The 24,818-nt window shown below is 67.9% G+C and carries 26 protein-coding genes; 6 read left to right on the forward strand and 20 right to left on the reverse strand.

Annotation, left to right across the window (positions count from 1 at the left end; all coding sequences use genetic code 11):
* Nucleotides 1-93 precede the first annotated feature (93 nt).
* Nucleotides 94-951 carry an alpha/beta fold hydrolase gene (locus tag ACH46_RS19560; RefSeq protein ID WP_062394454.1) on the forward strand — a complete coding sequence of 286 codons (858 nt, stop codon included), beginning with the start codon at nucleotides 94-96 and terminating at the stop codon, nucleotides 949-951.
* A 4-nt stretch (nucleotides 952-955) separates the two neighbouring features.
* Here the strand turns inward: ACH46_RS19560 and ACH46_RS19565 are convergent, their stop codons facing one another.
* From ACH46_RS19565 to ACH46_RS19585, 5 genes are read right to left on the reverse strand one after another with little or no spacing between them, the layout of a single operon-like run.
* On the reverse strand, nucleotides 956-1,573 hold the full coding sequence (locus ACH46_RS19565; RefSeq protein ID WP_062394455.1) for a TetR/AcrR family transcriptional regulator: 618 nt from the start codon (nucleotides 1,571-1,573) through the stop codon (nucleotides 956-958).
* Nucleotides 1,570-2,751: an NAD(P)/FAD-dependent oxidoreductase gene (locus ACH46_RS19570; RefSeq protein ID WP_062394456.1), complete on the reverse strand. Its 1,182-nt coding sequence runs from the start codon at nucleotides 2,749-2,751 to the stop codon at nucleotides 1,570-1,572. Before ACH46_RS19570 ends, ACH46_RS19565 begins: the two co-directional genes overlap by 4 nt.
* Complete coding sequence (locus tag ACH46_RS19575) at nucleotides 2,748-2,927, reverse strand: rubredoxin (protein ID WP_062394457.1); 180 nt, start codon at nucleotides 2,925-2,927, stop codon at nucleotides 2,748-2,750. The genes ACH46_RS19570 and ACH46_RS19575 overlap by 4 nt, the downstream gene beginning before the upstream one ends.
* A gap of 1 nt (nucleotide 2,928) precedes the next feature.
* On the reverse strand, nucleotides 2,929-3,096 hold the full coding sequence (locus tag ACH46_RS19580) for a rubredoxin (protein WP_062394458.1): 168 nt from the start codon (nucleotides 3,094-3,096) through the stop codon (nucleotides 2,929-2,931).
* A complete protein-coding gene (locus tag ACH46_RS19585; protein WP_062394459.1) occupies nucleotides 3,093-4,343 on the reverse strand; it encodes an alkane 1-monooxygenase in 1,251 nt (416 codons plus the stop codon). The genes ACH46_RS19580 and ACH46_RS19585 overlap by 4 nt, the downstream gene beginning before the upstream one ends.
* A gap of 136 nt (nucleotides 4,344-4,479) precedes the next feature.
* Between ACH46_RS19585 and ACH46_RS19590 the strand changes: the two genes are divergently transcribed.
* On the forward strand, nucleotides 4,480-5,262 hold the full coding sequence (locus tag ACH46_RS19590) for an SGNH/GDSL hydrolase family protein (RefSeq protein WP_062394460.1): 783 nt from the start codon (nucleotides 4,480-4,482) through the stop codon (nucleotides 5,260-5,262).
* Between the two features lie 13 nt (nucleotides 5,263-5,275).
* On the opposite strand, the gene ACH46_RS21395 is transcribed toward ACH46_RS19590, so the two are convergent.
* From ACH46_RS21395 to ACH46_RS19615, 6 genes are all read right to left on the reverse strand, one after another.
* Nucleotides 5,276-5,452 (reverse strand): hypothetical protein, encoded by a 177-nt coding sequence (locus tag ACH46_RS21395; protein ID WP_157851108.1) that lies wholly within the window; start codon nucleotides 5,450-5,452, stop codon nucleotides 5,276-5,278.
* A gap of 125 nt (nucleotides 5,453-5,577) precedes the next feature.
* Nucleotides 5,578-5,775, reverse strand: coding sequence for a hypothetical protein (locus tag ACH46_RS19595; protein ID WP_062394461.1), 198 nt, complete (start codon nucleotides 5,773-5,775; stop codon nucleotides 5,578-5,580).
* Nucleotides 5,772-6,062: a hypothetical protein gene (locus tag ACH46_RS19600; protein ID WP_062394463.1), complete on the reverse strand. Its 291-nt coding sequence runs from the start codon at nucleotides 6,060-6,062 to the stop codon at nucleotides 5,772-5,774. Before ACH46_RS19600 ends, ACH46_RS19595 begins: the two co-directional genes overlap by 4 nt.
* A 307-nt stretch (nucleotides 6,063-6,369) precedes the next feature.
* Nucleotides 6,370-7,911 (reverse strand): serine/threonine-protein kinase, encoded by a 1,542-nt coding sequence (locus ACH46_RS19605; protein ID WP_157851109.1) that lies wholly within the window; start codon nucleotides 7,909-7,911, stop codon nucleotides 6,370-6,372.
* An 80-nt stretch (nucleotides 7,912-7,991) separates the two neighbouring features.
* Nucleotides 7,992-10,190, reverse strand: a complete 2,199-nt coding sequence (locus ACH46_RS19610; RefSeq protein ID WP_062394466.1) for a 3-hydroxyacyl-CoA dehydrogenase NAD-binding domain-containing protein — start codon at nucleotides 10,188-10,190, stop codon at nucleotides 7,992-7,994.
* 32 nt (nucleotides 10,191-10,222) lie between these two features.
* On the reverse strand, nucleotides 10,223-11,434 hold the full coding sequence (locus ACH46_RS19615) for an acetyl-CoA C-acetyltransferase (RefSeq protein WP_062394467.1): 1,212 nt from the start codon (nucleotides 11,432-11,434) through the stop codon (nucleotides 10,223-10,225).
* Between the two features lie 141 nt (nucleotides 11,435-11,575).
* On the opposite strand from ACH46_RS19615, the gene ACH46_RS19620 reads away from it, so the two are divergent.
* On the forward strand, nucleotides 11,576-12,751 hold the full coding sequence (locus tag ACH46_RS19620) for a TetR/AcrR family transcriptional regulator (RefSeq protein ID WP_062394469.1): 1,176 nt from the start codon (nucleotides 11,576-11,578) through the stop codon (nucleotides 12,749-12,751).
* Nucleotides 12,752-12,760: 9 nt separating this feature from the next.
* On the opposite strand, the gene ACH46_RS19625 is transcribed toward ACH46_RS19620, so the two are convergent.
* The gene (locus ACH46_RS19625; RefSeq protein ID WP_062394470.1) at nucleotides 12,761-13,204 is read right to left on the reverse strand and encodes a hypothetical protein; all 444 of its coding nucleotides are present in this window, start codon (nucleotides 13,202-13,204) and stop codon (nucleotides 12,761-12,763) included.
* Nucleotides 13,205-13,244: 40 nt separating this feature from the next.
* Nucleotides 13,245-14,516 carry an ROK family transcriptional regulator gene (locus ACH46_RS19630; RefSeq protein WP_082399834.1) on the reverse strand — a complete coding sequence of 424 codons (1,272 nt, stop codon included), beginning with the start codon at nucleotides 14,514-14,516 and terminating at the stop codon, nucleotides 13,245-13,247.
* Nucleotides 14,517-14,864: 348 nt separating this feature from the next.
* On the opposite strand from ACH46_RS19630, the gene ACH46_RS19635 reads away from it, so the two are divergent.
* Nucleotides 14,865-15,524 (forward strand): histidine phosphatase family protein, encoded by a 660-nt coding sequence (locus tag ACH46_RS19635; RefSeq protein WP_062395664.1) that lies wholly within the window; start codon nucleotides 14,865-14,867, stop codon nucleotides 15,522-15,524.
* Nucleotides 15,525-15,533: 9 nt separating this feature from the next.
* On the opposite strand, the gene ACH46_RS19640 is transcribed toward ACH46_RS19635, so the two are convergent.
* The 4 genes from ACH46_RS19640 to ACH46_RS19655 form a co-directional block, all read right to left on the reverse strand.
* Complete coding sequence (locus ACH46_RS19640; RefSeq protein WP_062395665.1) at nucleotides 15,534-16,550, reverse strand: phosphotransferase family protein; 1,017 nt, start codon at nucleotides 16,548-16,550, stop codon at nucleotides 15,534-15,536.
* 18 nt (nucleotides 16,551-16,568) lie between these two features.
* A complete protein-coding gene (locus ACH46_RS19645; protein WP_062394472.1) occupies nucleotides 16,569-17,771 on the reverse strand; it encodes an acyl-CoA dehydrogenase family protein in 1,203 nt (400 codons plus the stop codon).
* A gap of 105 nt (nucleotides 17,772-17,876) precedes the next feature.
* Entirely contained in the window at nucleotides 17,877-18,476 is a 600-nt protein-coding gene (locus ACH46_RS19650; protein ID WP_062394474.1) for a TetR/AcrR family transcriptional regulator, read from the reverse strand.
* A gap of 4 nt (nucleotides 18,477-18,480) precedes the next feature.
* Nucleotides 18,481-19,140: a TetR/AcrR family transcriptional regulator gene (locus ACH46_RS19655; RefSeq protein WP_062394476.1), complete on the reverse strand. Its 660-nt coding sequence runs from the start codon at nucleotides 19,138-19,140 to the stop codon at nucleotides 18,481-18,483.
* Between the two features lie 74 nt (nucleotides 19,141-19,214).
* Here ACH46_RS19655 and ACH46_RS19660 point away from each other — a divergent pair, with 74 nt between their 5' ends.
* Complete coding sequence (locus ACH46_RS19660; protein ID WP_062394478.1) at nucleotides 19,215-20,078, forward strand: oxygenase MpaB family protein; 864 nt, start codon at nucleotides 19,215-19,217, stop codon at nucleotides 20,076-20,078.
* Nucleotides 20,079-20,088: 10 nt separating this feature from the next.
* Here the strand turns inward: ACH46_RS19660 and ACH46_RS19665 are convergent, their stop codons facing one another.
* Complete coding sequence (locus tag ACH46_RS19665) at nucleotides 20,089-21,414, reverse strand: alpha-hydroxy-acid oxidizing protein (RefSeq protein WP_062395667.1); 1,326 nt, start codon at nucleotides 21,412-21,414, stop codon at nucleotides 20,089-20,091.
* Between the two features lie 112 nt (nucleotides 21,415-21,526).
* Here ACH46_RS19665 and ACH46_RS19670 point away from each other — a divergent pair, with 112 nt between their 5' ends.
* Entirely contained in the window at nucleotides 21,527-22,678 is a 1,152-nt protein-coding gene (locus ACH46_RS19670) for a copper resistance D family protein (protein ID WP_062394479.1), read from the forward strand.
* Between the two features lie 120 nt (nucleotides 22,679-22,798).
* Here ACH46_RS19670 and ACH46_RS19675 read toward each other — a convergent pair whose 3' ends face one another.
* Both ACH46_RS19675 and ACH46_RS19680 read right to left on the reverse strand, forming a co-directional pair.
* The gene (locus ACH46_RS19675) at nucleotides 22,799-23,275 is read right to left on the reverse strand and encodes a DUF4334 domain-containing protein (RefSeq protein WP_062394481.1); all 477 of its coding nucleotides are present in this window, start codon (nucleotides 23,273-23,275) and stop codon (nucleotides 22,799-22,801) included.
* Between the two features lie 53 nt (nucleotides 23,276-23,328).
* Nucleotides 23,329-24,795 (reverse strand): flavin-containing monooxygenase, encoded by a 1,467-nt coding sequence (locus ACH46_RS19680; protein ID WP_062394482.1) that lies wholly within the window; start codon nucleotides 24,793-24,795, stop codon nucleotides 23,329-23,331.
* Between the last annotated feature and the right edge of the window lie 23 nt (nucleotides 24,796-24,818).

Genomic DNA, 24,818 nt, shown 5'->3' on the forward strand with positions numbered 1-24,818 from the left:
CTCGTCGCGGCGCATCAACGACAAAACCGCCGTACTCACCACAGAATTGCGCGGGACTGTCCAGAAACTAGAACACGTTCTATCGTGGTGGGCATGGACGTTACCTACGAGGCAACCAGACGCGAGATCACCACGGACCAGGGAGTCATTCGCTACCACGAGGCAGGCGCACAGAACGACGCCGTCCTGCTGCTCCTGCACGGCTCGGGACCGGGCGTCAACGGCTGGCGCAACTTCCGCGGCAACCTCGAGTTCTTCGCGCAGACCCATCACACCTACATCATCGAGTTCCCGGGCTTCGGCGTCTCCGACCCCGTCGAAGGCCATCCCGTCCTCACGGCGGGAGCCTCGGTGATCCGCTTCATGGACGCCCTGAAAATCCCGTCGGCCGCGATGATCGGCAACTCGATGGGCGGCGTCGTCGGCATCAACCTGGCGATCAAGCACCCCGACCGCGTCGAGAAGTTGGTGACGATCGGCGGCGTGGGCCCCAACCTGTTCAGCTCCAGCCCGTCGGAGGGCATCCGCCTCCTGCAGGAGTTCACCGACTCCCCCGACCGCGACAAGCTGCTGCGCTGGCTCAACTCGATGGTCTACGACCCCGCCGTCATCACCGACGAACTCATCGAGGAACGCTGGGAGGCCGCGAACGATCCGGCCGCGCAGAAGACCGCCGCCATGATGTACGGCTCCAAGGCCTTCGCGATGATGCAGCAGTTCATGGCGAACTCCGACACCCCGCCCTACTGGGCGATGATGCACAAGGTGAAGTGCCCGACTCTGCTGACGTGGGGGCGCGACGACCGCGTCAGCCCGCCGGACATGTCGCTCGCGCCGATGCGACTGATCCCGGACGCCGAGCTGCACATCTTCCCGAAGTCGGGTCACTGGGTGATGATCGAGGCGAAGGACGCCTTCGAGGCGACGGTCCGCGCGTTCCTGACCCGCTGACAGATCAGGCGCGGGCGGCGATGACCGCGGGGGCCAGCACGGAGGCGAGGTCGTCGGCCACGTCGGAGTCGCCGTCCGCGCCCGGCGGCATCGCGACGTAGCTGAGTGCCATGCGGGCGATCATCCGCGCGATGCGCCCGGCCGTGGCCTCGTCGACCGCGATCCACGATTCGACGAGCATCACCTCCAGGTTGGCGCTGGCCGAGGTGATGATGGGTGCAGCGTCGGTGGTGATGAGTTTGAGCAGGTCGGGCTTCGCCTCACCCGAGAGCAGCGACTGGATCAGCGGATCGTCGGCGGCACCGGCGAAGAAGCGGGTGAATCCGGAGCGGAGGGCGCCTTCGACGTCGTCGACGTTCTCGTCGACGGCGCCCGCGATCTCCGCGGTGAACTCGTCGGCCAGCCGCAGCGCATACGCCTGCGAGAGTCCTGCGCGCGAAGAGAACTCGTTGTAGACGGTCTGCCTGCTGACGCCTGCCTGACGGGCGACGTCGGCCATGGTCACGCGTGCCCAGTCCTTCTCCCGGAGCAGGGTGCGCAGACCGTCGAGCAGCGTGCAGCGCAACAGGTGCTTGCTGGCCTCGGCGAAACTGGTCGGCCGGGCGGTGGTCGGGGCGCTCACACTCTCGAGCCTAGCGCCGTCGCGATTTGCGAGCGGCACTCACGAGCCGCGGCCGCACGTCCGACGGCCACCGCACCGATCACGGAGCCGTCGTCGCCGTGCGTGGTGACCAGCGCATCGCCGTCGGCGAGGGAGCCCTCCACACGGACGTCGTCGGACGCGGTGGGCCAGCCGACCATCTGCACGTTGACGCCGTACTGGATGGTCCAGGCGCGCGGAACCTCGGTGAACGACGGCGCGGGCGTTCCGGCGAAGTCGGCGAGGACCGACTTCGCCACGGCCTTCCCCTGGTCGGTGGCACCGAACCAGTGCTCGCCGCGGCAGGGCTCCCCGGTGCGGAGGTCGGGCAGGGCGGCCACGTCACCCGCGGCGTAGACGCCGGGGACTCCGGTGGCGAGGGATGCGTTCACGACGACGCCGTGCGCGCAGACCTCCGCGCCCGCCGCCTCGGCCAGAGCCGTATCCGGTCGCGCGCCAATCGCCGCGACGACGGTGCCGACCAGCTGGGCGCCGTCGGCCAGTTGGACGCGGCGCGCGTTCGCCGAGTCGGCCGCCGACGAGGTGCGCAGCCACACGCCGTTGTCCAGGTGGAGCTGTGCCAGGTAGTCGGAGACCGCCTGCGGCACCACGCGTCCGACAACGCGGTCGGACGCCTCGACGACCGTCGCGTTCATGCCGTGGGCGGCGGCCGAGGCGGCCAACTCCAGCCCGATGAGGCCACCGCCGATGACGACGAGCCGCTGCGACTGGTTGAGGTCGTCACGGATCGCGAACGCGTCCTCGCGGGTGCGGAGGGTCGGGACCGACGGGTCGAGCCAGCCCGGTCGAATCGGCTGCCCGCCGGTCGCGAGGATCAGTGCCCGGTAGGTGATGGTGGAGCCGTCGTCGAGGGTGACCGTCTGCGCGTCGGCGTCGATGTCGGCGACGCGGACACCGCCGCGGACGTCGATCTGCTTGGTCTCCCAGAAATCCGGCTTCTGCAGGGAGATCCGACCTTCGGTGAGGTCGGCCGCCAGGAGGTCCTTGGAGAGGGCCGTGCGGCGGTACGGCAGACCGGGCTCGGCGCCGATCAGCGTCACAGGTCCGTCGTACCCCTCGGCCCGCAGCGTGGCCGCCGCGGTGACGCCGGCGGTGCCTGCTCCGACGATGACGACGCCGGGTCCGGTCTGCGTGCTCATGAGCGGGCGACCTCGACCATCGTGAAGTCGGCCTTGGCGGCGCCGCAGTCGGGGCAGCTCCAGTCGTCGGGGATGTCGTCCCAGCGGGTGCCGGGCTCGATGCCGTCCTCGGGCCAGCCCTCGGCCTCGTCATACTCGAAGCCGCACTGCTCGCAGCGGAAGAGTTTGAAGTTCATGTCATTCTCCAATCAATTCGAAGTCGACCTTGTCGCGAACCCCGCAGTCGGGGCAGGTCCAGTCGTCGGGGATGGCACTGAACGGGGTGCCTGCCGGGAAGCCTTCGCGCGGTGCGCCCTTGGCCTCGTCGTAGATGTAGTCGCAGACCTCGCACTTGTAGGCGCTCATGCCGAGACCTTTCCGTACTTCGCCATCACCTTGGCCTCCTTGCCGGGTTGGATGTTGATCTTGCTGAGGTCGCCGTCGTAGTGGTCGAGGACGCGGTGGTCCATCACCTTGCGCCAGATCGGCGGGAAGTAGGCGAGGGTGATCATGCTGGCGTAACCGCTGGGCAGGTTCGGCGCCTCGTCGAAGCTGCGGAGCGTCTGGTAGCGACGCGTCGGGTTGGCGTGATGGTCGCTGTGGCGCTGCAGGTGGTACAGGAAGATGTTGGTGCAGATGTGGTCGCTGTTCCAGCTGTGCTGCGGGGTGCAGCGGACGTAACGGCCGCGCTCGTTCTTCTGCCGCAACAGACCGTAGTGCTCGAGGTAGTTGACGGTCTCCAGGAGCGAGAAGCCGTAGACGGCCTGGATGGCGACGAAGGGCAGGATCTGCCAGCCGAAGATCGCGGTCAGCGCGCCCCACAGGACGATCGACATGGCCCACGCGTTGAGGACGTCGTTGCTCGGATGGAAGACCGACTTGTCCTGGCGCTTGAGGCGAGTGGCCTCCAGCTCCCACGCGGACTTGAGGCTGCCGTACACGCTGCGCGGCAGGAACGTCCAGAAGTTCTCACCGAACCGCGAGCTCGCCGGATCCTCCGGGGTCGCGACGCGGACGTGGTGGCCGCGGTTGTGCTCGATGTAGAAGTGACCGTAGAAGGTCTGCGCGAGGGTGATCTTCGAGAGCCAGCGTTCCAGGGAGACCTTCTTGTGGCCCAGTTCGTGGGCGGTGTTGATGCCGATGCCGCCCATGGCACCGATCGAGAAGGCCAGGCCGATCTTCGAAGCCAGGCCGAGGCCGCCCTCGATCCCGAGCCAGCTGAGGTCGCTCGCCGTCCAGAGGTAGCAGGCGAAGACGATGCTGAGCATCTGGAACGGGATGTACACGTAGGTGCAGTAGCGGTAGTACTTGTCGTTCTCGAGCTGCTCCATCAGCTCCTCGGGCGGGTTCTGCCCGTCGGGCCCGAAGAAGATGTCGAGGATCGGCAGCAGGACATAGATCAGGATCGGACCGATCCACCACCACACCGGCGAGACGGTGGCGAGCCAGCCGGCGTCGAGTTGATCGGACGCCCAGTTGAACAGTGCGACGAAGCCGGCCGCGAGGAAGACCGCGGTGGGCGGAACCAGGCCGAGCAGCCACAGGTGGCGCTTCTTGTCACGCCATTCCGCAGCCGGGACGGCCGTGCCTTCGTCGATCGTGGGGTTCGCCATGTCAGTCCTCCTAGTCCGGCGAGCTCTTGCTGAACTTGACAGTAGACCGTTGTAAGTCTCTTGTCTATACATTTGAGTTGATTTGTACAGAGTCGCAGGTCACAGCGTCGTCTGGGCGCGTCCTATAATCACTTCCATGCGTTACTCACGATTCGTCGCGATCGGCGACTCGCAGACGGAGGGCATCGGCGACGGAGACGACGAACACGGCTACCGGGGCTGGGCCGACCGCCTCGCCGAACGACTGGCGTCGGACGACCCCGACTTCGGCTACGCCAACCTCGCGATCCGAGGCAAGAACACCCGCAACGTGCTCGAAGAGCAGTTGGAACCGGCGCTCGCCCTGTCACCCGACCTGATCGCCGCGCCGCTCGGCATGAACGATGTCATCGGGCGGGCCGATCTCGACGCCGTGCACGACGACCTCGACCGCATCTACCGGGCCCTCGCCGAATCGGGCGCGACGACCATCGTCTCGACGTTCCCCGACATCTCGGAGATCAATCCCCTGGGCCGGATCTTCCAGGATCGCCTACTGGACATGAACGGAATGATGCGCGACTTCGCCCGCGACTACGGTTTCGTCCTCGTCGACCTGTACGCGGCCCCGGTCCTCCGCGACCGACGGTCGTGGTCGTCCGACCGCCTGCACGCATCACCGTCGGGCCACGCACGGTTCGCGGCCGGCGCCGCTTTTGCGCTCGGGCTTCCCGAATCGTCCGCAGACTGGGGCGACGGCCTCCCACCGCTACCCGAACCGGGCCTCGCGACTCACGTCGTCGACGACGCCCGCTGGTTGGCACAGTGGTTCACGCCCTGGATCGTCCGCAAGATGCGCGGCCGGTCACTCGGCGACGGCCGTCTGCCGAAGCGGCCGACGGTCGAGCCGATCGGCCCGCTCACTCAGCCGACCGAGTAGGCGAAGCGGTGGCCTACGCCGGCAGGCGCCCTTCCGCGACGTCGATCACCCATTGATCCGGCTCCTTGCCGAGTCGCCGCTGCGCGGTCATCAAGGCCATCGCTGCGTAACGTCTCGCACGCGGTGTGTCACCGGCGAGCCGGTAGGCGGCCTTTCGCCGCGCTTCGGCACTCTCCTCCGATCGAGTCATCAGTGCCGCCTCCCGTCAGGTGCCTCAGGTTCACCGACCATCGTACTCGTCGCCTCGATGATCTCGATCTCGCTCGGAGTGATCAACGTCGACGTCGAAAGGGAGAAGAGCAGCGCATATCCTCGCTACTGAGCCTTGGGGCTCCGACTGTCCGACTGCTCCACCGCCCACTGATAACGCTTCCACCACTCGACGCGAGCCTCGTGCTGCAGTCGATGGAATCGGTCGGTCGCCTCCGACCGCTGTCGTTGCCACAGCGTCCCGACGACACCTGCGGTGGCGAGCAGTCCGACGACGAGCGCGACCCATGTCTGGGCCGTCATCGAAGTCGGCACTCAATGAGGTCCGCCGCCTCACCGGCGTCCTGGATATTGCGCAACAACTCCTCTTCCGCCGTCCCGATCGCCCGTTCACAATCCGCGACGGTGCGCAGCAGCGTCGGCACGGTCACCAGGGTCATCGGTGCGGCATCCCGCTGACGGAGTGCATCGCTCAACCATCCGAGCGCGGCGCGCACCTCACCGGCGGCCTCCAGAATCTCCTCGTCGCACAGTCGCGGCGAGAAGCCACCGCGTCCATCGCACCGATCCGGCCAGGCGTTCGGCTGCATCCGATGGCTTCGACTCCGCCCACAGCCACCAGTTCCACACCGGGAGCTCCGCTGCCGCCTTCGTGGCCAGCCTGCAGCGCTCCGTCTCGTCGTCCCGTTTCCGTCCGCTGTGTCTGCGTGACATCCCGTACCTCCCCCTGTCCGGTCCGGCCATCATGGCCCGACCGTGCCGCGGCGGCCAGCACGCAATCCACAGGCTCCGGCATCGCGGCGGATTTCATCCACAGGACGAGTACCGAATGCGTCCACCGTTGATCGGGCCCCGCTGCGGGGCCCGATCAACGGTGGAGAGAAGACCCGCGCAGCGTCACATCGCCAGTGTCAGCGCGAACAGCGGGATCAGGAACAGGAAGGGCACCAGCAGCATCACCAGCATGAGTCCCATGCCGGTGTACTGCTGCGGAGCGGGCCCCATCGCACCGTCGCTGAAAGCCCATGCGGGCGCGCAATACTCCAGTGCCACCGTCGATCCCGGCGCGATGGACACGGTCGCATCGGCCCGGCCCACCTTCGACGGCACCAGATACGGCACGTGAACGTGCACGTGATGTTGTCCGGGAGCCAGCGGGATCCGGTTCGCGCCCCACGCGGCGGACACGCGCTGCCCGTCCACTTCCACCACCGGCTTCAGAAAGTAGAAGAAGAAGCCCAGGGGGAAGAACTTGGTCGTGAGCTCGAGGCCTTCGACGCCGCCGTGCGCAGCCGGAGCACCGTGGACGACTGCGCCCGACACCTCGTCGTCCGCTGCGCTGGAGGCTGGACGCGAGACGGCCGCGACGACGAGCGTCACGACTCCTGCGACGAGAACCGCTGCCAGAAGGGAGATCGTCATCGGCGTCAACCACCAACGGATCATGCCCAATTCGGTGAGTTTCGAATACCCGATGGCGTACCACAGCGACATGAGCACCACACCCGCGAGAGCCGCGAGGCCGGTGACGACGGCGGGTCCTCTCGATCTCCGCGCGACGATCGCCACGACCGCGGAAACCAGGAGAACCGTGCCCGCAATCACTGTCGCCGTCCCGGGCTGGCTCACGAACCTCGACATCGGCACACCGCTGTGGCCGGTCGGCAGCCAGAAGCGGCCACCCCACATGGTCGGCGGCGCGAAGGCGAGGGCGAGAAGCACCACCGCCACCACCGCATCGACGACGAGCACCGCCGTGAGGCTCGCCGACCGTCCCCGATGGTCCGGGAGCTGCGGCGGCGGAAAGCCGGGAGGAAAACCTCCCACCGGCTGCGGCACCATCGCGGGCGGTGCCATCGGCACCGGTTGCGCCGTCCCCCGCTCCACCGCCTGCCGCAGGGCGGCAGCGAAAGCAAGACTCGACGAAAATCGCTGGGTCGGGTCCTTCGCGAGCGCCTGGAAGAACACCTGATCCACAGCGGGCGACAACTCGCGCCGCCGACCACTCGCCGCGGGAATCCGGTCCTGCGCGTGTGCGATCGCGATCGACGCCGGCGTGATCCCGTTGTACGGCTGCGTCCCGGTCAGCGCCGCAAAAGCCACGCACGCCAGCGAGTACTGGTCCGACCGCGGGTCGGCGCTGCCGCCACGCAACTGCTCCGGCGTCGAGAAACTGACCGAATCGAAGGTCACCGCTGCCGGCTGCTCCGCCGCGCCGACCACGACGGTCGCGTCCAGGTCCACCGGGGCGCCGTCGACGTCGGCCAGAACGGCGCGGCCATCGTTCAATCGAACCGTGGCAGGGCTCAACGTCCCGTGAGCCCGCCCCCGCGCCGCGCCCTCGTCCAGGGCGCCTGCGAGATCGTCCACCATCCGCAGCACCTGCGCCGACGGCAACGGACCGCGCGCGAGGACCTCAACCAAACCGACAGAACTCACATCCACTGCCTCATCTAACCAGCAAGCCCCGACGAACCTTTCGGTCCATCGGGGCTTGTCAGTCGAACAGCAGAGTCAGATCACTTCTTGACGAGGTTCTCGTTCGTCAGCTTCTCCACGCCCGCCTCGGCCTTCTCGACCAGCGAGGCCGGCGGCTCGAAGTGAGCGCCGTACTTCGAGGCCAGGTCGCGCGAACGCGCGACGAAGCCCTTCAGGCCGCCCTCGTACTGGTTGATGTACTGGACGACGCCGCCGGTCCAGGCCGGGAAGCCGATACCGAAGATCGAACCGATGTTGGCGTCCTCGACGGAGGTGAGCACACCCTCGTCGAAGCACTTCACGGTCTCGAGGGCCTCGGCGAAGAGCATGCGCTCCTTCATGTCCTCGAACGGGATCTCGGTGGAGCCCGAGTTGAAGTTCTCGCGGACGCCCGGCCAGATGAGGCCGCGCTTGCCGTCGACGTAGTCGTAGAAGCCCGCGCCGTCCTTCTTGGCGGTGCGACCCAGCTCGACCATCTTGTCGATGACCGCGTACGAACCGTGCTGCGGCGGCTCCTGACCGGCGGCGCGGATCGCGTCCTCGGTCTCCTTGCGGATCTTCTGCGGCAGGGTCAGCGTCAGCTCGTCCATCAGCTGCAGCGGCGGGGCCGGGTATCCGGCCTGGCTGCCCGCGTGCTCGATGAACGCCGGCTCGACGCCTTCACCGACGGCCGCGACGGCCTCGTTGATGAAGGTGCCGATGACGCGCGAGGTGAAGAAGCCGCGGCTGTCGTTGACGACGATCGGGGTCTTGCGGATCTGCAGGGTGTAGTCGATGACCTTGGCGAGGACCTCGTCGCTGGTCTTCTCACCGCAGATGATCTCCACCAGCGGCATCTTGTCGACGGGCGAGAAGAAGTGGATGCCGATGAAGTCCTCGGGACGGTTGACGCCCTCGGCCAGGATGGTGATCGGCAGAGTCGACGTGTTGGAGCCGAGAACTGCGTTCGGCTCGACGATGTCCTGGATCTCCTGGAAGACCTTCTCCTTAACCTCGACCGACTCGAAAGCGGCCTCGATCACGAAGTCGACGCCCGCGAAGTCCTTCGGGTCGACGGTCGGGGTGATGCGGGCGAGCAGAGCGTCGCTCTTCTCCTGCGTGGTCTTGCCGCGCGAGAGCGCCTTCTCCTCGAGCTTCTCCGAGTAACCCTTGCCGCGCTTGGCGGCCTCGATGTCGATGTCCTTGAGGACGACCTCGATGCCGGCCTTGGCCGAGACGTATGCGATGGCAGCGCCCATCATGCCTGCGCCGATGACGCCGACCTTCTTGGCCTGGTACTTCTCGAAACCGTCGGGACGCGAGCCGCCGCCGTTGATGTGGTTCAGGTCGAAGAAGAACGCCTTGATCATGTTCTGCGCCACCTGGCCGGTGACCAGCGACACGAAGTAGCGGGTCTCGACCTCGTCGGCGGTGTCGACGTCGACGTACGCGCCCTCGATGGCAGCGGCCAGGATGGCGCGCGGTGCCGGCATGTTGGTGCCCTTGATCTGCTTGCGCAGCAGTGCCGGGAAGGCGGGCAGGTTGGCGGCCACGGCCGGGTTGGTGACGGCGCCGCCGGGCAGCTTGTAGCCCTTGACGTCGAACGGCTGCTGCGCCTCCGGGTTGGCGGCGATCCAGGCCTTGGCGGCCGGGAGCAGCTCGTCGACGGTGCCGACGACCTCGTTGATGAGGCCCATCTCCTTGGCCTTGGCCGGCTTCAGACGCGGGCCCTGCAGCAGGACGCCCATGAGTGCCTGCTGGAAGCCGAGCAGGCGCACGGTGCGGACCACGCCGCCACCGCCGGGGAGCAGGCCGAGGGTGACCTCGGGGAGGCCGAGCTGGTTGCCCTTGACGTCGGCAGCGACGCGGTAGTGGCAGTGCAGCGCGATCTCCAGGCCGCCACCGAGAGCCGCGCCGTTGATGGCCGCGACGACCGGCTTGCCCAGGGTCTCCAGGCGACGCATGACCTTCTTGAGGCCGCGCGAACGCTCGGTGATCTCCTCGGCGATCTCCGCCTTGGTCTTGTCCTTCGGCTGGTTGGTCATGTCCTTGAGGTCGCCGCCGGCGAAGAAGGTCTTCTTCGCCGAGGTGACGACGACACCGGTTATGTCGTCCTTCTCGGCCTCGAGGCGGTCGACGGTCGCGGCCAGCGAGTCGATGAACAGCGAGTTCATCGTGTTGGCGCCCTGGTTCGGGTCGTCCATCGTCAGGATGACGACGCCGTCGGCGTCCTTCTCCCACGCAATCATGTTGTCAGTCATGAGGTAAGTCTTTTCCTTCGTTCCGAGGCGAATCAGAGGCGTTCGATGATGGTCGCGACACCCATGCCGCCGCCGATGCAGAGGCAGGCCAGGCCGTAGCGGCCGCCGGTGCGCTCGAGCTCGTCGAGGACGGTGCCCAGGATCATGGCACCGGTGGCGCCGAGCGGGTGGCCGAGTGCGATGGCGCCGCCGTGGATGTTGGTCTTCTCGTGGGGAACGTTGAGGTCCTTCATCCACTTCATGACGACGGCCGCGAAGGCCTCGTTCAGCTCGAAGACGTCGATGTCGTCGATGGTCAGGCCGGCGCGCTTGAGGGCGAGCTCGGTCGACGGGGTGGGGCCGGTGAGCATGATCGAGGGCTCGGAGCCGATCTCACCGTAGGAGACGATGCGGCCGCGCGGGGTCAGGCCGTTGCGCTTGCCCGCCTCCTCGGTGCCGACCAGGACGAGGCCGGAGCCGTCGACGATGCCGGAGCTGTTACCACCGGTGTGGACGTGGTTGACCTTCTCCACGCTCGGGTACTTCTGCATGACGACGTCGTCGAAGCCCGCCATGTCGGCCAGGCCCTGGAAGGCCGGCTTCAGCTTGCCGAGGCCCTCGACGGTGGTGCCGGGGCGACGGTGCTCGTCGTTGTCGAGCAGGGTGACACCGTTGATGTCCTTGACCGGGATGACGGACTTCGAGAAGTAGCCCTTGTCCCAGGCCTCGGCCGCGCGGCGCTGCGACTCGGCGGCGTAGGCGTCGACGTCGTCACGCGAGAAGCCCTCGATGGTGGCGATCAGGTCGGCACCGATGCCCTGCGGGGCGATGTAGTTGTCGTACGCGGTAGCGGGGTCCATGAAGAGTGCGCCGCCGTCGCTGCCCATCGGCACGCGCGACATCGACTCGACGCCGCCGGCCAGCACCAGGTCGTCGAAGCCCGACTTGACCTTGGCTGCGGCCAGGTTGACCGACTCCAGGCCCGAGGCGCAGAAGCGGTTGATCTGGGTGCCGGGGACGGTCTCGCCCAGGCCCGAGGTCAGTGCGGCGGTGCGCGCGATGACGGCGCCCTGCTCGCCGACCGGGGAGACGACGCCGAGGATCAAGTCGTTGATCTGCTTCGGGTCGAGGTTTTCGTGACGGGCCAGGAGGCCGTCGATCAGACCGGAGACGAGGTCGATCGGCTTGACGCTGTGCAGCGAGCCGCCGCGCTGCTTGCCACGGGGCGTACGGACCGCCTCGTAGATGAATGCTTCGTCGGACACCAGTGTTCCTTTCACACGAACCGAGTATCGAGTACCCCGGAATACTTACACTCCGTAGGCTAACCCGCAATAACGTCTTTGACCATACCTCAAGGTCAAGTTGTTAAATTTTAAACTCCTTTGGGCTATGGTCGGTTCATCATGACAGCCACCCGATCGACGCGACGCACACGGTCACTGGACCGTCGCCGACAGCTCATCGACGCAGCTACGCTGCTGTTCGCCGAGCGCGGCTACCCCCACGTGTCCGTCGCGGACATCGCGCGGAAGGCCGGGGTCAGCGCCCCGACCGTCTACCGCCACTTCGCCGACAAGCAGACCCTGCTGTTCGACGCCGTGCAGACGCGCGTCGACGAGTTGGAGGCGAGCACCGACCGCGCTCAGCTGGAGAGCAGCGAGCATCCGACGGAGGCACTCGCGGTGAGCGTCACCGAGATGTGCATCGCGAACCCGCACGCCACGTCACTGTGGCGGTGGTCCGGCCAGCATCTCTCGGCCGACGAGAACGCCGAGGTGGTCCGCCGCACGCGGACCGCGCTGCGTCGCTGGGCGGCGGCCATCCGCGCCGACCGTCCCGAGCTCACCGAACGCGAGTCGATGTACCTGGCCGGCGCCGTCCTCAGCGTGGTCGGCAGCGGCGCCGGACGCGCCGTCCGCGGCAACGTCGGCGACGTCGAGGCGATTGTCCTGGAACTCGTCCGTCGCACCGCCGCACTCCACCCCGCCGACGCCCTCCCGCCGCACGAGATCCTCGGCCTGCACGACGACGCCCCCACCCGCCGCGACGAGATCCTCGACGCCGCCGCCCGGCTGTTCGGCGAGCACGGCTTCGCGGGCGCAGGCATGGACGAGATCGGAGCGGCCGTCGGCATCACCGGCCCCAGCGTCTACAAGCACTTCCCGTCGAAGATCGCGATCCTGGTGGCCATCAGCCAACGCAGCGCCATGCGACTCGAAGCCGGAGTGATGGCGGCCTATGCGGTGTCGGGCGACCCGGCCGCGCGACTGACCGCCCTGGTGGACCACTACGTCGACGCCGTGACATCGACGCCCGACCTGCTCGTCGGCTTCACCAGCGCCTATGTGCTCGCCGGCGACCCGCAGGCCGCCGAGCTGCTCGCCGTGCAACGTCGCTACGTGGCACGCTGGGTGCACCTGCTGGTCGAGATCGACGCGCGCAGTACCGAGTCCGCCACCCTCGCGGTGCACGCCGCGCTGGCGATCGTGAACGACGCCGTCCGCCTCCCGCGCAGCACACCGCGACCGGAGTTCGCCGCCCGAATGGCGTATCTGATGAAGGGCGTGATGGGCGTTTGAACGACGGCCCTACCTGCTGCGCGACTCGTCGGTCTTGACGCCGATGAGCCCGAACATCGGAGTCGTCACCTTCTCGAGCGCGGCGACGGTCTCGGCCTGACGCTGTGCGAACTCGGCGACGATCAACGACAGCTCCGACTGCGCCTCCGCGAACTTCGCGATGGTCTCAGCCAGTTTGCGCTGCTGAACGATGAAGTCGTGCATCGGCTCGGCGACGACGCCGGCCAGTCCCGTCGCACTGCCCGCCAGTCCGGTGACCGCGCTGCTGAGCTCGGCGACCTGTTTCAGCAGTTCATCGGGGGCGTTGCCGCCTGCGGTCGCGACGGCGCGCACACGGTTGAGGGTCTCACTCGCGACGCGCAGCGCCTGCTCCTGCGATCGCGCGAACAAGCCCACCGGATCGTCGCTCTGCTGCCGAGAACCCTGCTGTCCCGACTTGTTCCGCTCAGCCATGGCAGCAGCGTAACCCGCTGGGGCAGTGCGCGTCCGCGAGTCAGGCGGTCCGAGCCAGCGCTTCCAGCGGATCGGCGTAGATGGCGTCGAGTGCGACGGCGCCTGCAGCCTTCTGCTGGACGGTGATCGCCGACCGGGCGACGCGGACGTCGCGCTGGGTGATGACCGTGGTGGCGCGCAGCGCCTTGCTGACGGCCGGGAGCGCCTCCGGGTAGTCGGTGAAGGCCTGACCGCCCAGGATGACATGATCGGGATTGAAGATGTCCGCGATCAGCGCCACCGTGCGGCCGAGCACCTCGCCGCGCTCGGTGAGGATGGCGTTGGCGACGGTGTTGCCGGTGCGGGCGGCGGCGCGCAGTTCGTCGAGCGAGTGCACGTCGACGCCGGCCTTCTGTGCGGCGTAGAGGATGCCCGAGTCGCTGACCGTCTGCTCCAGACGGCCGGTGTTGTCGGGATCCAGCAGCGTGGTGGGTCCGGTCGGGAAGTGTCCGATGGTGGGCGGACCCGCAGCGGGGGTGTGCACGGCGCCGTCGACGCTGAAGGCGATGCCGACCATCTCGCGGGCGTAGAAGTACAGGAAGTTCTGGTTCTGGTCGCCCGGGTTCACGACCTGCTCGGCGGCGGCCATGGCCTCGACATGCGACGCGACCGACACCGGAAGCTCCAGCGCCTCGGCGATCAAGCGGCCGACGGGCACACCCTGCCAACCCAGACGCGGATGGTCGACGACGCCGCCCTCGGCCACGCGGCCACCGATGGCGACACCGGCCCACAGGAGTCGTTTGCCGACCCAGCGGTCGGCGAACCGGCGAGCGCTGGCACCGACCTGCGCGACGACCTCTTCGGGCGTCGCGGCCTGCGGCGTCGGGATCGAGATGGCACCGGCGACGCGATGCTGCAGGTCGTGGGTGGTGATCGATGTGGCCTGGTAGCCGATGTGGATGCCGACGGTGAGGAAGCCGTCGGTGTTGACCTCGAACGGCACGCGCGGACGACCGACCGCTCCGGGCGGGGTCAGGTCGGCACGCTCACGGATCAGACCGGCCTTCAGCAGGGCGCTGACCTGACGGTTGACCGTGGAGATGGAGAGGCCGGTGATGGCGGCCGCGTCGTCGCGGAACACCGGGCCGGAGACGCGGGCCGCGCGCAGGACCAGGGCCGCCGCCTTGGTGGAGAACTGCAGGCTGGCGGTGGTCACGTGCAGGGGCGCGGGAGTGCGCGTCTTCGTGGCGGCTGCCGCGCGGGCGGCCGGACGAACCGCGCCGATCTTGGCGGTCTTCGACAGAATGGGGAGGTCAAGCGTGGAAGTCATGATATTCGGGTGTCCTGTTGCCTGGGCGTGGCCGCACGGTGGGGCCGCCGCTCGAATGGGCTCGCGCAGATCTGCGTGAGTCGGAGCTGGGTCAGCGCATTCGACGACAACAGAGGACCCGAGCCAGCGGCAGGCGACATCCCAGAGCGGTGGTCACATAGGTGACCTCCGGGACGGCGGAGAGCTGGTTGGTCATAACTACCGAAGTTAGCAAGCACCCTCGGGCGTGGCAAGCTCACCGCAACCGATAGCGTGGAAATGTGACGCCCGCCTCTGCCCTCAACAGTGGTGCGAGCGAACCGGATTCACCTGTCCCGCACGGGCGGCGACACTGCGGAGAGGCACGACGTGGGAGTTCTGTACATCGTCCGGCACGGTCAGGCGCCGTCACACGCCTACGGCCCCGACGCGGCCGCCATCGGCGGCCCCGGCCTCACTGACCTCGGCTTCGCGCAGGCGCGAGCCGCCGGGCAGGCACTGGCGCGCCGCGTGCCGTCGTTCCACGCCGCGTTCTGCGGCGACCTCCCCCGCCAGCGTGCGACCCTCGCCGGAGTCCTCGAGGCCTACCCGGACGCGCCGACGCCGATCGTCGACCCCGACTGGAACGAGTACACGACCCCCGAACTCCCCGAGTCCGACGACATCTATCGCGGGGGCGGCAAACCCTTCCAGGACGCCATCACCCGGGCGCTCGGCGAGTGGATCGACGGCGCCGACACCGGCCCGGAGACCTACGCGACCTATGCGGCGCGCACCCGCGCCGCCGCCGAGCGTGCCGCTGCGGCAGCCGGTTCGGGACAGAACGTGCTGGTGGTGTCGTCGGCCGGTTCGATAACTCAGTTGATCGCGCAGCTGTGGGGCGTCCCCGATCAGGGCTGGCCGGCGATGTCGCGCACGTTCGTCAACACCTCGATCACCAAGATCCTCGTGGGGCGACGCGGCATGACCCTCGTGTCGTTCAACGAGCACGCGCACGTCGCAGGCGAGGAGCTGTTCTCGTATCGGTAGGGCGCCCCGTCAGCTGATCGCGCGCAACCCGGCCGCGATGAAGGCGCCCGTGGCCTCCGCGGCACGTTCGGCACCGGCCGATCCGGACGACCCGCCGGCCAGCGCGCGGTGGGTGATGCCCTCGGCGATCACCCCGAGCTTCAGGTTCGCCAGGCCCAGGTAGAAAGCCCAGTCGCCGAGGTCGGCGCCGGTGGCGTCCACGTACCGCTGGGCGAGGCCGTCGGCATCCGGGTAGCGGTCGCTGGTCCACGCGGCCTCGAAGCCGAGGACCGCGGAGAACACCGGTTCCCGGTACACGCACATCAGGGCGACGTCGGTGAGCGGGTCGCCGAGCGCGGCCATCTCCCAGTCGACGACGGCCGCGACGGAACCGGCGTCGCCCGGAGCGAGGATGGTGTTGTCGATGCGGAAGTCACCGTGCACGATCGAACTCCGGGCCTGCTCGGGCACTCGTTCGGCGAGGGCGGCTGCGAGCCTCTCGACGTCGTCCATCTCGCGGGTCTTGACGATCCCCCACTGCCGCGCCCACAGCTTCACCTGTCGCGCCGCGAAGCCCTCCGGCCTGCCGAACTCGCCGAGGCCGACGGCCGTGTAGTCGACGGAATGCAGGTCGGCGAGGGTCTTCACGAGCGCGTCCGCGCTCGCGGTCACCTCGTCGTCGGAGAGGGCGGCGAGATCATCGACCGACCGGATCACCTGGCCGTCGACGAACTCGACCACGGTGCAAGGCGCGCCGATGTACTGGCCGTCGCGGTCGATCGCGACGGTCCGCGGCACCGGAACGGGGGTGTCGACCAAGGCAGAGGTGACATCCCATTCGCGGTTCATGTCGTGCGCCGACGGTGTGAGGCCGCCCATCGGCGGGCGCCGCGCCACCCAGTGGTGGACGTCGTCGCGGACGTCGAAGGTCAGATTGGATCGGCCGCCGCTGATGAGGTCGATCCGCAGGTCGCCGACCACCTCGACACCGGCGGAGTCCAGCAGTCGTCGCAGATCCGCGTTCGTGAGCCCGGACTGTTCGTTCATCGAATCCTCTCGCATCCCTCAGGCCTCACGCGCTCGACGAGCGCGTCCGACGGCGCGTTTCGCGATGGCCCACCGGTGGACCTCGCTCGGGCCGTCGTAGATGCGGAACGGTCGAAGCTCGTTCGCCAGGCGGGCGAGCGGCAGGTCCTCGGAGACACCGAGTCCGCCGCACATCTGGATCGCCCGGTCGGCGACGCGGGAGAAGGCCTCGGCGCCGAAGGTCTTGGCGATGGACGTCGAATCGGAGGCGTGTTCGCCGAGGTCGAGCTCGTAGCAGGCGCGGACCAGCAGTGCACGGGCCGCGGCGAGATCGATCTCGTTGTCGGCGATCATCTGCTGAATCATCCCGAGGTCGGCCAGACGTCCGCCGAAGCCTTCGCGCCGCTCCACGTAGTCGACGGCGATCCGATGCGCGCGGACCGCGCTGCCCATCCATCGCATCACGTGGGTCATGCGGGCCGGTCCGAGCCGGACCTGCGCGTACCGGTAGCCCTCGTGCGGTGCGCCCAGGACGTCCTCGTCGGGGACGAAGACGTCGGTGAGTCGGACCTCGCAGTGCCCGCCGATCATCGCCTTGTCGGTGGTGTGGACGTGGCGTTCGACGACGATGCCCTCCGTCTCGGCGGGGGCCAGGAACATGGTCACTCCGCCGCGATCGCCGCGCTGCCCCACCGTGCGGGCCATGATGATGAAGAAGGCGGCACCGTCGGCGCCGGTGATGAACCGCTTGAAGCCGTTGATCTTCCAGCCGCCGTCCACCTTGACCGCCGTCGTCGACAGCCCGTTGGGGTCGGCCCCCGCACCGGGGGCGGGTTCGGTCATCGCGAACGCGCTGCGCACGTCGCCGGCGGCGAGCGGAGCGAGGTACTTGACCTTCTGCTCGTCGGTCGCGATGTGCGCCAGCATGTGGATGTTGCCCTCGTCGGGTGCACCGATGTGGAGTGCGATGGGACCGAAGGTCGATGCTCCCGCCGCTTCGAAGACCGGCACGCGGTCGGACATGTTCAGCCCGAGGCCGCCGAACTCGACCGGCGCATGAGGCGCGAAGATGCCTGCGGCCTTGGCCTTGGCATTGAGCTCGCGCCGAATCGTGTCGCCGCCCGCGGCGGTGATGTCGCCCGCGAACTCCTCCTCGACGGGCAGCACCTCGTCGGCGATGAACGTCGCGGTGCGCGCCACCAGGTCCTGCACCTGTGCGCTGTAGGCAAGATCGACAGCCATGAACCCTCCAAGATCGGTACCGAACGAGCGCTCGGTCAGCGCTAGCGTGTCATGTTCGGGCGAAGACCGTCAAGGGTTCGGGGAAATCGTGTGGGTGCGACGCGTTCAGCGGGGACGGTAGTCGACGATCGACCGCGCGAACTCCAGGTTCTGCTTGATCAGCTCGTCGGCACTCATCGGGCCGTCGACCCGGTACCAGGTGGAGACACCGACGCACATGGTCGCGACGGCGCGCGCCGCGCCTTTCGGGGCGGGGGTCATGAACGAGCCGTCGGCCACGCCCGCGGCGACGACGTCGTCGACCATCCGCTGCTGCTTGATGCGGTGCCCGATGTAGACCTCGTGGTACTCGGGGTCCAGGCTGCGGAGTTCGGTGGAGCCGACGAAGGCCTGCTCGCGGCGGTACATGTGAAAGCGCAGCAGCGATTCGACGACGGCGTCGAACCGGTCGACGGGACTGTCCCCCGCTTCGATCAACGCCTCCTCCGACCTGCGGAGGAGATCCTGCATCGTCAGTTCCAGCAGCCCCTGCAGGAGCGACTGCTTGGACGGGAAGTGGTGGTAGAGCCCGGGGACCGAGAGCCCCGCCCGCGCCGCGATGTCGCGGACCGACGTGCCGTGGTACCCGTGCTCGACGAAGGCGTCCAACGCCGCGGCAAGCGGCACCGGCAGGTCGCTTGCGCCGTAGTCGCGCCAGTTCGTCATACAGCTAACTTAGCTTCGGACCCGACGGATCGACGGTCCGACTCTCGGGAAGAAGCATCTGAACGCAGATGCCGACCAGTTCGGCGCGGTCCAGATCGATCAGCCCTTCGGTCCACGATGCGAGCACTCGACCGAGGCCGCCGACCTGAAAATGCGCTGCGGCGAGGGTCTCCTGACCACCGCTGACCTTGGCCACCGCCGGTGCGCTCTGGAAGGTCAGATTGGTGAAGAGGGCGATCATCTCGGCGCGCTTGGCGGCGATCACCGGGCTGCGCAGCGTGTCGGAGAAGATGACGCGCCCCTTGCGCGGGTCGCTCTCGATCACGTCGACGATCGCCTCGACGGCGCCGACGACTTTGCCGCGCGGACTGGATCCCGCGTCGAAGCCGGCGAGAGCACGCTCGGCGATCTGGCCGATGATCAGGTCGTAGGTCTCGGCGACCAGAACGTCGGCGTTGGCGAAGCTCTCGTAGAAGTACCTCGGGGTCAGCGCGGCTCGTGCGCAGATGCCGCGGACGGTCACCGAGCCCGGCTCCGGTTCGGCGAGCATGTCGAGCGCGGCGTCGATCAACGCAGTGCGTCGTCGTGCCACGCGTGCGTCGCCCGACTCGCCGCCGTAGGCGCGCAGGCTCGCCGCATCATCGGAGTTGCTCACACCAGACATCTTGACACCTCGGCCCTCCCGGCGTTCAATCAAAGGGGAAACGAGCGTTATCACTTGTCGAACGGGGAAGTCCGATGACCGCCGAAGCGATCGATCCGCCACCGAGTCACGCGGCATCGCGCCGCACCGAGCTCGACGAGCAGACGGTTCCCGATCTGGACATGATCGGACTGGCCCTCCTCGGCGGGCCGGCCAACGTGATCATGCAGCTCGCGGTGCCCGCGGTCGGCTACGGCGTCTTCGAGAGCAAGGTCGATTCCGGCAACCTGTTCAAGGTGCCGATCAAGCGCACCCGAACCACGCTCGCCTACCTCGCGGTGGCCGCGATGGGCAGCGCCGAGGACCGTCGCCGGTACCGGCAGGCCGTCAACAGGGCGCACACCCGCGTGCGGTCCGACGCCGACAGCCCGGTGAAGTACAACGCCTTCGACCCGAAACTCCAGCTCTGGGTGGCCGCATGCCTCTATCGCGGGTGGGAGGATTCGCAGCGCTTCTTCGGCGACCCGTCGAGGATCACCGAGGAGGCCTACCGCCAGGGCGCCGTCATGGGCACCACCCTGCAGATGGCCCCGGAGATGTGGCCGGCCACGCGCGCCGACTTCCAGAAGTACTGGACCGAGACGGTGGAGGGCCTCGAGATCGACGACACCATCCGCGACTATCTCCTGCGGATCGTGCGCATGGACTTCATGCCCAGACCCGTCGCGCTGGCGATGGGCTGGTTCTCGGAGACCATGACGATCGGCTTCCTGCCGGAGGAGTTCCGCGACAAGATGGGCATCCACCCGTCACCGATGCAGGATCGGGTCTTCCAGGCGCACAACGCGATCGCCCGTCGGGCGCTGCGGGTCCTCCCCCGCCCGCTCAAGCAGTTCCCGTTCAACCTGCTGCTGGCCGACGTCCGGTGGCGGATGCGGACGGGGCGCCCACTGGTCTGAGTGCTCCCACTCACCCCAGCCGCTTCAGCGCGCTCCGGTTGAGGTCGTTGACGTCGCGGTGGCCCGAAAGCCCCAGCGTCAGGTCGAGTTCGCCGATGATGTTCGCGACCGCGTCGCGGGCGCCGTCGGTGCCGTCGAGCGCGAGACCGTACATGTGCGGGCGGCCGATGCAGACGGCGTCGGCGCCTAGCGCGAGGCCTTTGAAGACGTCGGACCCGGTGTAGAAGCCGGAGTCGACGAGGATCTTCATCCCGCGGTCGGATTTCCGCCCGCTCGCTCTGCTCCCGGCGCGGCCGCCGACGGCGTCGACGATGTCGACCAGGGCGTCGGTGGATGAGATGGAACCGTCGATCTGCCGTCCGCCGTGGTTGGAGACGATGATGCCGTCGATCCCCGCCTCGAGGGCGAGGAGGGCGTCGTCGGGGTGCAGGATGCCTTTGAGGACGATCGGCAGCGACGTGCGGTCGCGGAGAGTGGCGATGTCGTCCCAGTTCAGCGACGGCCGCGAGTAGATGTCGAGGAAGGTCTGGACCGCTGCGCGCGGTTCGGGCTTGGTGAGGTTCTCGCGCAGGTCGCCGGGCACGTTGCGCGCGATCGAGAACAGCGTCTTGATGGCGCCGAGCGAGACCTCCGGCTTCTCCGCTGTCGCCGCCTTGAGCCGCTCGCCGACGATCTCCCAGAACGACGGGTCCGACGTGTACTGGCTGATGCCCTCGGCTCGCGCGAAGGGGAGCGAACCCAGGTTCAGGTCCTGCGGCCGCCAGCCGAGCATCGTGGTGTCGAGGGTGACGACGAGCGCCGCGGCGCCCATCTTCTCCGCACGGTTGATCAGACTGGTGACGAGGCGGTCGTCGGTGGACCAGTACAGCTGGAACCACCGCGGCGCGCCGGGCTTCACCGCGTCCATCGCGGCGGCGACGTCCTCCATCGGCGCGCAGCCCTGGTTGGAGAAGATGTACGGGACGCCGAGCTGTGCGGCCGCCTCGCCGATGTGGACGTCGGCGTTCGGGTGCGCGAGGGCACCGGCACCGACCGGCGAGAAGAGCACGGGCGCGTCGAGCTTCTGCCCGAAGAGTTCGGTCTCAAGGTTGCGCTGGGAGGTATCGCGCAGCATGCGCGGAACGATCGCCCAGCGATCGAGCGCGTCGCGGTTGGCGTCCATGGTCCGCCCCTCGCCCGCACCGCCTGCGATGTACGCCCAGCCGCGGCGGCTCATCACCGCTCGCGCGCGGCGTTCGAGTTCCGCGAAGTCCGCAGGCACCGTGGGTTTACGCCCATGGATCCCCGAGGTGTAGATGTCGTTCTGCCGAGCTCTGCCGAAGGCGATCGAAACCATGGTGCCCATTGTGGCCCAGAGCACCGCCGGCACTCCCGTCGGCCGCCGGAATCGGACAGCTGTGGACCCCACGGATCAACGAGTCTGAGAATTGCCTTAACCTAACCTAATTATGATTAGCCTCACCATCATCGCAGCCGAGGCCGGCGGCACGATCCCTCCTGTCCGCCAGATCTTGACCGTGTTCGCCTACTTCGTCGCCCTCGCCCTGAGCATCGGACTCACCCTGACGTTGGCCTTCCTTCTGCCCGGTTACGCGAGAAACAGCCGCGTCGACGCCCGCCTCCGGTCGTTCGCGACACCCATCGGTGTCCTCGCCCTGGTAGCCGGCTACTTCCAGTACGTGCAGCGCATCGTCAAGGCCGACCTCGGCTACTCGTGGACGCAGGCGGTGGTGCCGACCCACGCGCTGGAGTTCCTGCAGATCCCGCGCGCCGAAGGCACCTGGGTGTCGGCCGGCATCATGGGCACCGTCCAACTGTTCGCCTTCGTCGCCCTCGCCGTCATCCTGGTCGGGATCTCCCGCACCACCGGCCGCGCGCTGCCGGTCGCCGGGTTCGCGGTCGCCGTCTTCGCCGCAGCGTGCCCGAGCCTGACCATCGCGACGCTCGAACTCGACGCCCTCGCCAACCGCGAACTCAAGCTCGCGCACATCCTCGGCGGGATGATCTGGGTCGGCGGCATCCTCGTCCTCGCCGCGGCCAGCCTCATGGGGCTGCGCGGTGAGCGGTCCGACGATGACGACGCTTCCACCGCCGGCGCGTGGGACCGGATGTGGTCGCGGTTCAGTCACTGGGCGATGGGCGCGGTGATCGCCGTGACCGTCTCCGGGCTCTGGATGACGTGGACGCACCTCGGCTCGTTCAGCCAGTTCGTCACCACGACGTACGGCCGGTTCCTTCTGGTCAAGCTGCCGCTCGTGGCGTTCATGGTGGCCGCGGGCGCCTACAACGCGCTGGTCCTGATCCCCGGGCTGCGTCGCGCACGACTGTCCGGCGATCAGCGCTCGTATGCACAGCTGGCGCTGGAGCGCTTCCCGCGCGTCGTGATCGGTGAGGCCGTCGCCGCGGGCACGGTCCTGGTGATCGTTCCGTTCCTGACCGGTTCCGCTCGAAAGCAGGCGGGCGGCGCAGCTGCCGGCCCGTTCGACTGGGGAACCTTCGGCATCGGAGCACTCCTGCTCGCGCTCGCCGTCGTGAGCTTCACGACGACGGTCCGGAGTCTGGAGCGCCGCGACCGACGGCTGGTCGGCGTGGCCGCCTGAGTCAACGCGAACTTCGTCCCCCTGAGGAGGGTTGCCGGACATATCGTCGGGGAACCCGGTTCAGGGGGACGAAGTTTTCAACAGCGGGGTTCGGGCGGCGACTGGTGACCGCCCGCGACGTCACTCCTTGACGAGGAAGAAGTAGAAGTGCCGGTCGCGGACGAGCGAGGTCTTACCGTTCATGATGCCCATGAGGGTGACGTCGTCGACGCGCTTGAAGTGGTCGATCACCGGCTGGCCGTCGTAGACCATCGACGCCGTCGACTCGCCGCGGAACTCCACCATCCACGCACTGGCCTCACCTTTACCGATCTCGGTGTTGGAGTAGAGGTTCCCGTCGTCGTCGACGCAGACCATCGGCTTCACGTCGTGCCAGGAGTCGAAGCGTTTGCCGTGCCACTTCACGACGGCCAGCTGCCCGTCCATCGGATGGCCGGACGGGAGTTCACCGCCGCGCCACGCCCCGATGAGTTCGTCCACGCGAACGGTCGGGAGCGCCGCCCAGATCGCATCGAGGTCGGCGGGGTCGCTAACCTCCTGCGACTGCGCACGGCGGAAGAAGTCGGCGACGGCGTCGTCGCGAGTCAGTTGAGACATATGGCCACACTACGTCTCAACCGGCCGGTCGGGTAGCCCTCGCGAGTCGACGATCAGGCGAAGATCATCTCCTCGTCGACCTGGTACTTGCGGGAGTCGATCGCATCGAGGATCAGGTTGTGGCGGACCTGCCACGGCGCGCGGTCGCCGGCTTTCGGCAGTCGGTTCCCCGCGCGCTTCACATAGCCCGAATCCAGTTCCAGCAACGGGTGCGTCTTCGGCGTCGCACCGTTCAACGACGGCATCGCGCGGGTGTAGCCGTTCTCGCGCATGTGCTTGAGGAGTTCGGCGACGGCCTGCGCGGTGAGGTCGATGCGGAGTGTCCACGACGCGTTGGTGTAGCCGACCGCCCACGCGAAGTTGGGGACGTCGTTGAGCATGTACCCGCGGTACGCGTACTTGTCGCCGGGCTGGAAGCTCACCCCGTCGACCGACAGCGACGCGCCGCCCAGCGCCACCAGGTCGAGTCCGGTGGCGGTGACGATGATGTCGGCTTCCAGGTGCCGGCCGGACTCGAGGTCGATCCCGGTCGGCGTGATCTGCTTGATCGTGTCGGTCGCGACGTCGGCCGTGCCCGCCTTGACGGCGCGGTAGAAGTCGCCGTCGGGAATCACGCACAACCGCTGGTCCCACGGCTCGTACCGCGGCTTGAAGTGGGTGTCGACGTCGAATCCCTTGGGCAGCATGCTCATCGCGATGCGACGGAACATCCGGCGTGACAGCTTCGGGAAGGCTCGGCAGAACAGGTACAGCATCATCGTCGCGAGTGCGTTCCGGTATCGCGTGATGTTGTGCGAGACCTGCGGCGGAAGCACTCGCTGGAAGAGCTTGGTGAGACCGTCCTCCCAGGGCAGCGGCATCATGTACGTCGGCGATCGCTGCAGCATGGTGACGCTGCCCGCGGTCGGCGCCATCGACGGGATCAGCGTGACGGCGGTGGCGCCGGAGCCGATCACGACGACGTTCTTGCCTGCATAGTCGAGGTCTTCGGGCCAGAACTGCGGGTGGACGAACGTGCCCTGGAAGTCCTTCTCGCCGGGGAACTCGGGTCGGTAGCCGGCCTCGTATCGGTAGTAGCCGGTGCACATGTAGAGGAAGCGGGTGACGAAGACGGTGGGCTCGCCGTTGACGAGGGCGTCGACGGTCCACAGGTCGACGCTGGTGTCGAAGTCTGCGGAGGTCACGTCGACGTCGAAGACGATGTGCTCCTCGATCCCGAAGTCGTGCGCGGTCTGCTCCAGGTAGTCGCGGATCTCGGCGCCCTGCGCGACGGTCCGCTTCCCGCGCCAGGGGTTCCACGGGAAGCTGAGGGTGAAGATGTCGGAGTCGGAGCGGACGCCCGGGTATCGAAACAGGTCCCAGGTGCCGCCGATCCTGCTGCGGCGCTCCACGATTCGGTAATTCAGTCCCGGGTTCCGCTCGCGCAACCGGTACGCCGTGTCGATTCCGGACAGTCCGGCGCCGACGATCAGGACGTCGAGCGGATCCTGCCTGGTACCACGCTGCTGCACATCACTCATCTCCGCTGGGCCTCCCCTGGCAT

This window comes from Gordonia phthalatica (assembly GCF_001305675.1).
Lineage (GTDB): Bacteria > Actinomycetota > Actinomycetes > Mycobacteriales > Mycobacteriaceae > Gordonia > Gordonia phthalatica.